An 8,557-nucleotide genomic window follows, 5' to 3' on the forward strand; every position below is an offset into this window, starting at 1 on the left:
GAAAAAGACGGTAAACAGCATGCAGCTGGCCACCAGAGAACTGATGCTGTGCAGGTACATGCCGCAGCCCGAAACAAACATAATAAGAGGGCGCAGCTGCGGTTTGTCGAGAGCGGAAAGTGTTGCTGCCAGCAGTACCGGGAACAGAGCGGCATAAAAAACACGCGGCGTTATGTCGCCCGAGCCAAAGCCCCAATACGTACCAAAACTGACCCATACGGTCACGCCTGTCAGCAGGGCAAACAGGGCGGCAACCAGCGGCGTGTCGAAAAGGCGGCGTCCTAGATAATAACAGGCAATGTAGTGGAAAAACACACCCACAGCACCAGCCCGCAGCATCCCCTGCACAATGTCGTCATCGGGCTGAAGAAGGCTCGCCAAAGTTGATTCAAGACTGATGATGGAATTTGCAGTGGTTGGAAGCGCTAATAGCGGGTCAAGTGAAAACAGTTCACGGCGCAGTTCGCCCGCCATATTTTGCACATAGCAGCAAAGGTCGCTGCTGATTTTAAGCCCGTCGCACGAAAGCAGGCTCACTCCCCATAGTCCAAATAGGGTATAGCCAGCAAGGGCAATGATAAAAATCATATCCCATAATGCGTAATTTTTGGAATATCTGAAGGACATTTGCTGAAAGCCTGGGTGGATTAGTTAGTAAGGCCGTTTTGTTAAGGAACAGTAAAGCTGTAAATAGTGGTTATGCAGTGTCGTTACGTATAGGCCAGTCCTATTCCGTGCTTTTTTATGCGAGTGTGGCTCGCACCTTTGAAGAATGCTAGATGTCAGTTTAATACAGTGAAATACCGAAGGCAGGCTATTGCAAAATAACATATTTATCAACCTTGTAAAAAATAAGGATTTTGTTTTGGTGGAGATTTAATACTAAATTTCTATCAATAATATAGTTTTTATAATTAGAAGAGGCGAAAAAATGCGGCGGGTGGTTCGCCATGGGCGATTATAAATGGGGGAGGCAGCAACAGACGCTGGTTGGCGCGTGCCTGTTGAGTGCTTGATGATAAGTCCAAGGACTCTGGTGCGGCAGGAGAGTGACGCGTAGTGGTGGGCGCGATGCGCCAGAGGGAACGTCCGTCCTTGAAGCGCTCGGATGCGCCTGCTCTGATTGGCGTCGCCAAATAAAAAAGGCCGGGAGTTGTCCCGGCCTTCAATCACAGGTTGATTACAGCGTGCGGTGTCACATGCTGTGCTCAAAAGCGGTCGGCGGCTGCCAGCATGCGACGCCACCAGTTCATCCAACCACCCCAAACAGAGCCGAGGATTGAATCCTCTTTGCGGCATCCGACGGTCCCCAGCATAACGGCATATTCCATACTTCGCCTCCTTGGTTCTGGTGGTTGCGAACAAAAAAACTTCGCAGGTAAAATCTAGCACTCTCATAAGTGGCTTGCAATAGTTCGGGGAGCTTCGGCGTTCGGAATATTCAGGTTGGAACTTTTGTTTGTTAATACTGCAAGATATTTTAGGTGGTTATATTGTCGGGTAAAAATAAAAAATTATCGCGGCAAGATTCTGGCCCCGGAAAACCCCAAAGGCGGCCACCACAGGGAGTGTGGCAATCTGTCATTTGTTGTGGCAGCAAGCAGCAGATTCCTCACAAGAAACAGCCAAAAGGTGGTGGTCGAGAAAATTTGATGCATCACCATTTGGAGTGCGCTTGTTTTTTAATGTTCTTCGCATTATTCAGAGCTAAATGTGATTGCGTTTTGGTTAACGGATTGGAGATGGCATGGCACGTCCGGATCTTAATTTGCTTTTGGCCTTGGATGCTTTGCTGGAAGAAGGCAGCGTCAATGGCGCTGCCAGGCGCATGAATTTGAGCCCCCCGGCGATGAGCCGCACCTTGAGCCGGATTCGGGATGCACTGGGCGACCCCGTATTTATCCAGGTCGGGAGAAAGCTCATGCCGACGCCTAAAGCACTCGCGCTGCGCGAGCAGGTTCACATGGCGGTCGAGCAGGCTTCGCAGGTTTTCTCATCCGATGCCGAGATCGACCTGAAATCATTGGAGAGGCGCTTTAATGTGCGTGCCACCGATGAGTTTGTGAGCATGCATCTGGGGCATCTGTTGGGTATTATGGCAACGGATATGCCCCGCGCCATGTTGCGCTTTTCGCCGGAAGAAGATGACGTGGACGAGGAGGCGCTGCGCAGTGGTCGCATTGATCTCTTCATCAGTGGCTCACGCAAGCTGGGGCCGGAGATTCGCGTGCAGTCGCTGTTTACTACGACGTACGTTGGCGTTGCCCGAACAAATCATCCGGTTTTTGACGACGAAATTACCCCCGAGTGCCTTACCCGCTGGGAGCATGTCAACGTTTCGCGGCGCGGAAAGTCCGTTGGCCCCATAGACGCAGCACTGGAAGAACATGGGTTACGCCGTCATGTTGCCCTGGTCGTGCCGAACCCGTACACGGCATTGTTCGCGCTGCAGGATTCTGACCTGGTGCTGATTTTGCCCAAAAATCTGGCCAGCGGCGCGCTTGCCGCAGGCCTGCGCATCCGTCTGTTCGAACTGCCGGTTCCATTGGAAACCGTGCTGCTGATGCAGGCATGGCACCCTCGCCTGGAGAACGATCCTGCGCATCGGTGGCTGCGGCGTACAATCCATGCCCTCTGCAACGGCAATGCCGCGCAGACGGCCAGACAAGCAAAATAGTGGGGGGAGGAGCAACCTTCAATGCGTGCGCTTAACGCAATCATAAAAATGCAATAAATTCACTTTTCGGAATGGTAGGGCATATCTACAGTGGCGCTTATTACGTCATTGCAGAAGGGTTCTATCATGTCTTACGCGAATGTGTCTTCGGCACCTTCAGGCTTTTTTACCTCCTATCTTTCCCAGCTCCGGGGATGGTTTTTCCGCTGGCTGCCATATTTTGACCTGACCACGCCACGCGCAACCTACGTAGTGCGTTCGATTCTTGCCGCAGGCATGGCGCTTGTAGTTGCCTATTGGCTGGATCTGCGCGCGCCGTATTCAGCTGCATCCAGTGTGCTTCTTGTCATCAACCCGGTGCAGGGTGCTGTAATAGGAAAAGGCGTGTGGCGGATACTTGGCACGCTGGCCGGAATGCTGGCGTCCTTTATTCTGATGAGTTTATTTGGCCAGAGTCCCTGGCTGTTCCTGTTCGGCTTTGGCCTGTGGATGGGCGTTTGTGTGGTGGGGATGACGCTTCTGCGCCATTTTCGGGCGTATGGCGCAACCCTTGCGGGATACACTGTGGGGATGGCGGCCTATGGAGCCATGGAACATCCGGAACTTACGTTTTCTCAGGTGATGGGGCGTGGGGCTTCCGTGGCGATCGGCGTGGTGTGTCTGGTGTGCGTGTCCGCACTTTTCAGCACCCGGAGCGTAAGGAATCGTTTGGAAACGCAACTGCGGCGGTTGGCAGCAGCGACCGCAGGCATCCTTTCGACAGATCATCCGGCGACACATGCTGGTGAGACACCGGAAAGCAAGCCTCTGGATGCGGACAGGCTCAATCTCATTATTGAAGCGTATAGCGTGGATGACCTGCTGGCGCTGGGCAAAGCCGAATCCCCCGACCTTGCCCAACGTGCTGGTACAGTTCGGCAGACAATGGTTTCCCTGTTTTCCGCATTGGTAGGCGGCATGCCCCCCATGCGGGAGGGGAGCGCCAGCCTGGGCGCCCTGAAAGCACTCAAGCCCCACTGGGAGCTGGCATGGCAGCAAGTCAGCCAGGCGCTGGCGCAGGAACAAGGCTCCATCGGGCTAGAGCGCGCCGTTCAGGTATTGGCAGATATGCGTGCTCGTTTAACAGGCACACTCTCCACGACATCGCTTGATGAAGCGTCGGAGCATGCCGCACTGATGATCGCTGGAGACCGGCTGCTCGAACAGCTCGATGACTATATTGAAGCCCTTAAGGGCATTGAACGTTTACATGCTCCGCTGCCAACAGCGGCGCAAGTCTCCGTGCCGTTCTACCGGGACAGGATGGCAGCGATGCAGAACGGGCTGCGCGCCATGCTGACGGTGCTGCTGGGCGGCGCTTTCTGGCTAGCGACTGGCTGGACGTACGGAAACCTGATGCTGGCAGGCTTGGCGTCGGGCTGCGCGCTGCTGTCAACGGCTCCCAATCCGGCTCTCGGCGCCGTTGAATTTATCAAGGGCACTGTGGCTGCCGTCGTAATGGCATTCTTCTGCACCTTTATAGTGCTTCCCCATGTTGAAGGGCTGCCGCTGTTGCTCCTGGTGCTGGGGCTCTTTTGGCTGCCGGGCGTGTACGCAACCTCCATGCCCCGCCATATGGCGGCCGGGGCCACCTATCTCGTGGCTTTCACCACGCTGGCCGCGCCAGACAACCCCATGAACTACGATTTTACGTTATTTCTCAACAGTTCCGTGGCCTGGATACTGGCGGTATTTTTTACGCTGGTGGGGTTCAAGGTGCTGTTGCCGCGCAATCTGTCGCGCGACGTCGAGCGTTTGCACCTTGCTATCCGCGATAATGCGCTTGGCGCCTTCAGAGGAAAACGGACGGATGCGAAAATCTGGCAATGGAGCCAGCAGCACCGCACGGCTCAGCTCGGTGCGCTGCTTAGAGCGCAACCGGAGGTGATGGAGCGAGAGATTGCCAATGCGCTGGACAGTATCCATCTGGGGCGGGAGGTTTTGCGCTTGCGCAACTGGCTGCGCCATGCGCCCAAAGATTCTGAATTGCGCCGCCAGCTCGCAACCGCTTTTCGCTATATGAACCGCCGGGTCGGAGAACCAAAAATGGCGGCCCGGCATGCCCGCCGCGCTGCAAGATCCTTGTCGCAATTGTCAAAGACCGGGAGCGCCGCCACAGCCGAAGCGCAACGATTGACGGTCGTGCTGCTTGATATTGCAGCGGTGCTTGAAAATCGCGCAGATTACTTTTCGCAACATTCTGGAGGTCGTTCCGATGCTGAGTGAGTTCTCGGTGGCTGGCATCTACCTGCCGCCATTCTTTGTCTATGCGTGCGCCGCGCTGCCAATATACCTGGGTCTTCGCTCCCTGCTTACACGCTACGGCGCGCTGAGGTGGGTCTGGCATCCCGGTTTATTCGGGTTTGCTCTTTCCCTCTGCATAGTTTCGATGCTGATTCTCTTTGTTTAACCGCTAATTCCCAGAAAAGGTGTTGGTTTTCCATGTCTAACAGTTTGTTTCCGGCAAAACAGATATTCAGGGCAGGGCTCACAGCAACTGTCGTCATTCTTGCGTGGGTTCTGGTAAGCGCCCTCTGGCGTGCCTATGTCTTGGCCCCCTGGACACGCGATGGCCGCGTCAGTGCGCAAATCGTCCGCATAGCCCCGGAGGTGTCAGGTACGGTACTGGATGTCTCGGTGGCGGATGACCAGTTTGTGAAACAGGGGGAGGTGCTCTACCGCATAGACCCTGCCCATTTTGCTCTGGCTTTGGCTCAGGCCGAAGCCCAGCTGGCTGCGGCAGACGTGTCGCTGCGCCAGAAAATGGAAGACGCGAGGCGCCGCCGTGGTATGGAAGATATTGTGCCTGCAGAAGAAATCCAGCGTGCGAATCAGACAATGGCCATTGCCCAGGCCGAGCTGCGCAGTGCGCAGGTTGCTGTAGACAGGGCAAGGCTGGATATGGAGCACACCGTGCTGCGGGCTCCTGTGGATGGATATGTAACGCGCCTGCGGCTGAACAAGGGCGACTATGCGGTGACTGGTCAGCCAAATATCGCGCTGGTGGACGCAAACAGCTTCCGGATCATTGGCTATTTTGAAGAAACCAAATTGCACGGCATTGAGCCCGGCGCCTCTGCGCAGATCCGCCTGATGGGCTTTGATGAAGTGATTCCTGGCAGGGTGGTGAGTATCGGGCGCGGAATAGCCGATGCCAACCAGCAGGCTGATGCGCAGGGTTTGCCAAGCGTTGCACCAAGCTTCAGTTGGGTTCGCCTTGCGCAGCGCATTCCGGTTCGCGTCGAGTTTAGACAACTCCCTCAGAATCTTGTTTTGGCCGCAGGCATGACTGGCAGCATTGAGGTGGCTGCGCCGGGGGGCGACAGGCCACCCCAGGGCCGCCTCGCAACGCTTTTGCAACGTTGGCTGTAGGAGTGCGCATGTACACAGCACGGAATCATGCGCGACTGCGTATTTGCAGCGCATTTCTGATCGCCCCGTTGTTGCTGGGTTTGTCTGGTTGCCTGTCCGTAGGCCCGGACTATACCAAACCCACATTGACCCTGCCTGTAAACTGGGTTGAGGCCAACACTGCTTTGCCCGGCAACTCTCAGGATGGGCTGCGCATGTGGTGGCGGTCATTCAACGATCCGCTGCTCGACAGGTTGGTCGATCAGGCTCTGGAACGGAATCAGGACATTGGTATCGCGCTGGCCCGGTTACGTCAGGCGCGCGCGGAGCGGGTTCAGACTGCCAGCCTTTGGGCCGACGGTTTCCGGCGGCGGGGCTGGAGAGGCGCGGCGCACCAGCGAGGCCCTCACCGGGCAGGTCGGCGGCGAGTCGCGAACATGGCTTGCTGGCTTTGATGCCAGTTGGGAGCTGGACATCTTTGGTGGAACGCGCAGGGCGGTTGAAGCGGCAGATGCGGGCATCGAAGCGGTTGCCGAGGATCATCGCGCATTGCAGGTGAGCCTGGTTGCGGAACTTGTGTCCAACTACGCGGGCCTTCGTGCAACGCAGCTACGCCTGGCTATCGCCCATGACAACATCCGTACACTGCTTGAGAGTGAGCGACTGGCTGAGCAGGCCCAACGAAGGGGCATGGGCACCCTGGCCGATGTGATGCAGGCGCGGGCAGAACGTAAAACAGCCGAGGCGCAGCCGCCGTTGATGGAGGCAGATATTGCCCGGTTCAGTCATGCCATTGGCGTACTGGCTGGCGGTTTTCCAGGTGATTGGCGCACCGCGCTGGCCGAGCCGTCTTCAACCTTGCCTGTGCCCGCTCGCCTGCCGCTTTCATTGCCGTCGGAGGTGATGCGCCAACGCCCTGACATAAGGGCTGATGAACGGCGTCTTGCCGCAGCAACCGCACAGATCGGCGTTGCTGAGGCCGAGCGTTTCCCCAGGTTTACTATCCCGTTAGGCATCAGCAGTACCGTCAGCCTCATCCACGACCTCTTTTCCAGTGCCAGCACGGCATGGTCGGTAGGGGGGCAGGTCAGCCAGTCCATCTACGATGGAGGGCGGGCACGCGCAGGCGTGAAGGCGGCGCGAGCCAACGCCGATGCGGCAAGGCTGGTGTATGAGCGAGACGTGAGGCTTGCGCTGCGGGATGTGGAAGATGCCTTGACAGCACTGAACAGTGAACGTCTGCGGCAGGCCTCACTAAGAGAGGCAGTTATTGACAGCCAGAAAGCCCTGGAACAATCGTCCCTGCTCTATGGCAGGGGGTTAAGCGCCTACATGCCGGTGCTTGTGGCGCAGCGTACCGTTAATACTGCACGGGATGCCCTGGCCCTCAGCCAGTGGGAAGAACTGCGCGGCGTCATTGCCCTCTATAAATCATTGGGGGTAATCCCCCCAGAAAAAAGTAGCGTTTATAAGTAGAATTTCCGAGAATGAACTACACGGAGATTTTCACGATGAAAACGTCACGATTTTCCGACAGCCAGGTTCTGGCGATTTTGAAACAAGCCGAAAATGGCGTTCCCGTTACCAGGCTTTGCCGTGAGCATGGCATGAGTAGCGCCGCATTTTATAAGTGGCGAGCGAAGTTTGACGGCATGGTGACCTTACCCCACTGCGTATACCACTTGTAAGTTAGTGGATCCTGATGGGTTATAGGTTGTATTCTTTTCGCGAAATTCTTCCGGTGTCAGCCATCCCAAGGAACTGTGGGGTCGCCGCTGGTTGTAATCATGCCGCCAGGCTTCAACTGTTCTGCGGGCATCGTGCAGGGACAGAAACACGTTCTGATTTAAACTCTCATCCCGGAATTTTCCGTCAAAGCTTTCAATGTGTCCATTATCCCTGGGCTTCCCTGGACGAGTGAACTCTATCTGCACGCCATGCTCAAAAGCCCATGTATCCAGGGCCTTACCGCTAAATTCCGGCCCATTATCAACCTTGATACGCTGCGGCAACCGCCCTTGAAGGCGTAGTCTTTCAAGGACACGCACAACTCGCACTCCAGGCAACGACATATCCACTTCGAGCGCGGGGCTTGAACGATCCCACAGATCGGCAATTGTCAAAACCCGGATGCGTCGCCCACCCATAAGGGAGTCGCTTACAAAATCCATCGCCCATTGCTCATCCTGGGCCATCAGGGCCAGCCTGGACAATACGGGCATGGCTTGGGCGCTTCACTCTCTTGCGGGTGCGCAGTGAAAGATTTTCTTCCTGGTAAATCTTTTCTGTCCGCTTATGATTCTGCACCAGCTCTTCCAGGCGCAATAATTCATGCAAGCGCGGAGAACCGAAACGCCGTCGGTCATTTGCCAGTTCCAGCATCCGAGTCCGCAAAAGAAGATCACGGTCCTCAGATGGTGCCCGTCTGGCTGAACAGCGATTAAACTGAATCACTCGGCAAGCCCGCCGCTCTGAGTAGCCATGCGCAGC

General features: G+C 56.0%; 8 protein-coding genes and 2 pseudogenes. 6 read left to right on the forward strand and 4 right to left on the reverse strand.

The genetic code is table 11. The annotated features are described in order from the left end of the window. Nucleotides 1-588 (reverse strand): annotated as a pseudogene (locus ACUZ79_RS15755) (translation initiation factor 2); the annotation flags it as partial. A 620-nt stretch (nucleotides 589-1,208) separates the two neighbouring features. Then, on the reverse strand, nucleotides 1,209-1,331 hold the full coding sequence (locus ACUZ79_RS15760; RefSeq protein WP_022659440.1) for a hypothetical protein: 123 nt from the start codon (nucleotides 1,329-1,331) through the stop codon (nucleotides 1,209-1,211). A gap of 416 nt (nucleotides 1,332-1,747) precedes the next feature. Between ACUZ79_RS15760 and ACUZ79_RS15765 the strand changes: the two genes are divergently transcribed. The 6 genes and pseudogenes from ACUZ79_RS15765 to ACUZ79_RS15790 all read left to right on the forward strand — a co-directional run. Continuing rightward, nucleotides 1,748-2,677, forward strand: coding sequence for a LysR family transcriptional regulator (locus tag ACUZ79_RS15765; RefSeq protein ID WP_449252199.1), 930 nt, complete (start codon nucleotides 1,748-1,750; stop codon nucleotides 2,675-2,677). A gap of 126 nt (nucleotides 2,678-2,803) precedes the next feature. Beyond that, on the forward strand, nucleotides 2,804-4,942 hold the full coding sequence (locus ACUZ79_RS15770) for an FUSC family protein (protein ID WP_449252200.1): 2,139 nt from the start codon (nucleotides 2,804-2,806) through the stop codon (nucleotides 4,940-4,942). Further along, a complete protein-coding gene (locus tag ACUZ79_RS15775) occupies nucleotides 4,932-5,126 on the forward strand; it encodes a DUF1656 domain-containing protein (RefSeq protein WP_449252201.1) in 195 nt (64 codons plus the stop codon). Before ACUZ79_RS15770 ends, ACUZ79_RS15775 begins: the two co-directional genes overlap by 11 nt. Before the next feature lie 32 nt (nucleotides 5,127-5,158). Continuing rightward, nucleotides 5,159-6,088: an efflux RND transporter periplasmic adaptor subunit gene (locus ACUZ79_RS15780; protein WP_449252202.1), complete on the forward strand. Its 930-nt coding sequence runs from the start codon at nucleotides 5,159-5,161 to the stop codon at nucleotides 6,086-6,088. A gap of 267 nt (nucleotides 6,089-6,355) precedes the next feature. After that, a complete protein-coding gene (locus tag ACUZ79_RS15785) occupies nucleotides 6,356-7,543 on the forward strand; it encodes an efflux transporter outer membrane subunit (protein ID WP_449252203.1) in 1,188 nt (395 codons plus the stop codon). A gap of 35 nt (nucleotides 7,544-7,578) precedes the next feature. Beyond that, a pseudogene (locus ACUZ79_RS15790) lies at nucleotides 7,579-7,722 on the forward strand (transposase); the annotation flags it as partial. 6 nt (nucleotides 7,723-7,728) lie between these two features. On the opposite strand, the gene ACUZ79_RS15795 reads toward ACUZ79_RS15790, so the two are convergent. Next, entirely contained in the window at nucleotides 7,729-8,262 is a 534-nt protein-coding gene (locus ACUZ79_RS15795; protein ID WP_449252204.1) for an integrase core domain-containing protein, read from the reverse strand. Next, on the reverse strand, nucleotides 8,249-8,557 hold a 309-nt coding region (locus ACUZ79_RS15800; RefSeq protein WP_449252205.1), incomplete at its 5' end, for an IS3 family transposase. The genes ACUZ79_RS15800 and ACUZ79_RS15795, both read right to left, overlap by 14 nt.

The organism is Desulfovibrio faecalis, from assembly GCF_053570625.1.

Coding starts and splice junctions, on each gene's coding strand:
- ACUZ79_RS15760 (WP_022659440.1), bottom strand. CDS start 1,331: ATGGAATATGCCGTTATGCTGGGGACCGTCGGATGCCGCAAAGAGGAT.
- ACUZ79_RS15765 (WP_449252199.1), top strand. CDS start 1,748: ATGGCACGTCCGGATCTTAATTTGCTTTTGGCCTTGGATGCTTTGCTG.
- ACUZ79_RS15770 (WP_449252200.1), top strand. CDS start 2,804: ATGTCTTACGCGAATGTGTCTTCGGCACCTTCAGGCTTTTTTACCTCC.
- ACUZ79_RS15775 (WP_449252201.1), top strand. CDS start 4,932: ATGCTGAGTGAGTTCTCGGTGGCTGGCATCTACCTGCCGCCATTCTTT.
- ACUZ79_RS15780 (WP_449252202.1), top strand. CDS start 5,159: ATGTCTAACAGTTTGTTTCCGGCAAAACAGATATTCAGGGCAGGGCTC.
- ACUZ79_RS15795 (WP_449252204.1), bottom strand. CDS start 8,262: ATGGCCCAGGATGAGCAATGGGCGATGGATTTTGTAAGCGACTCCCTT.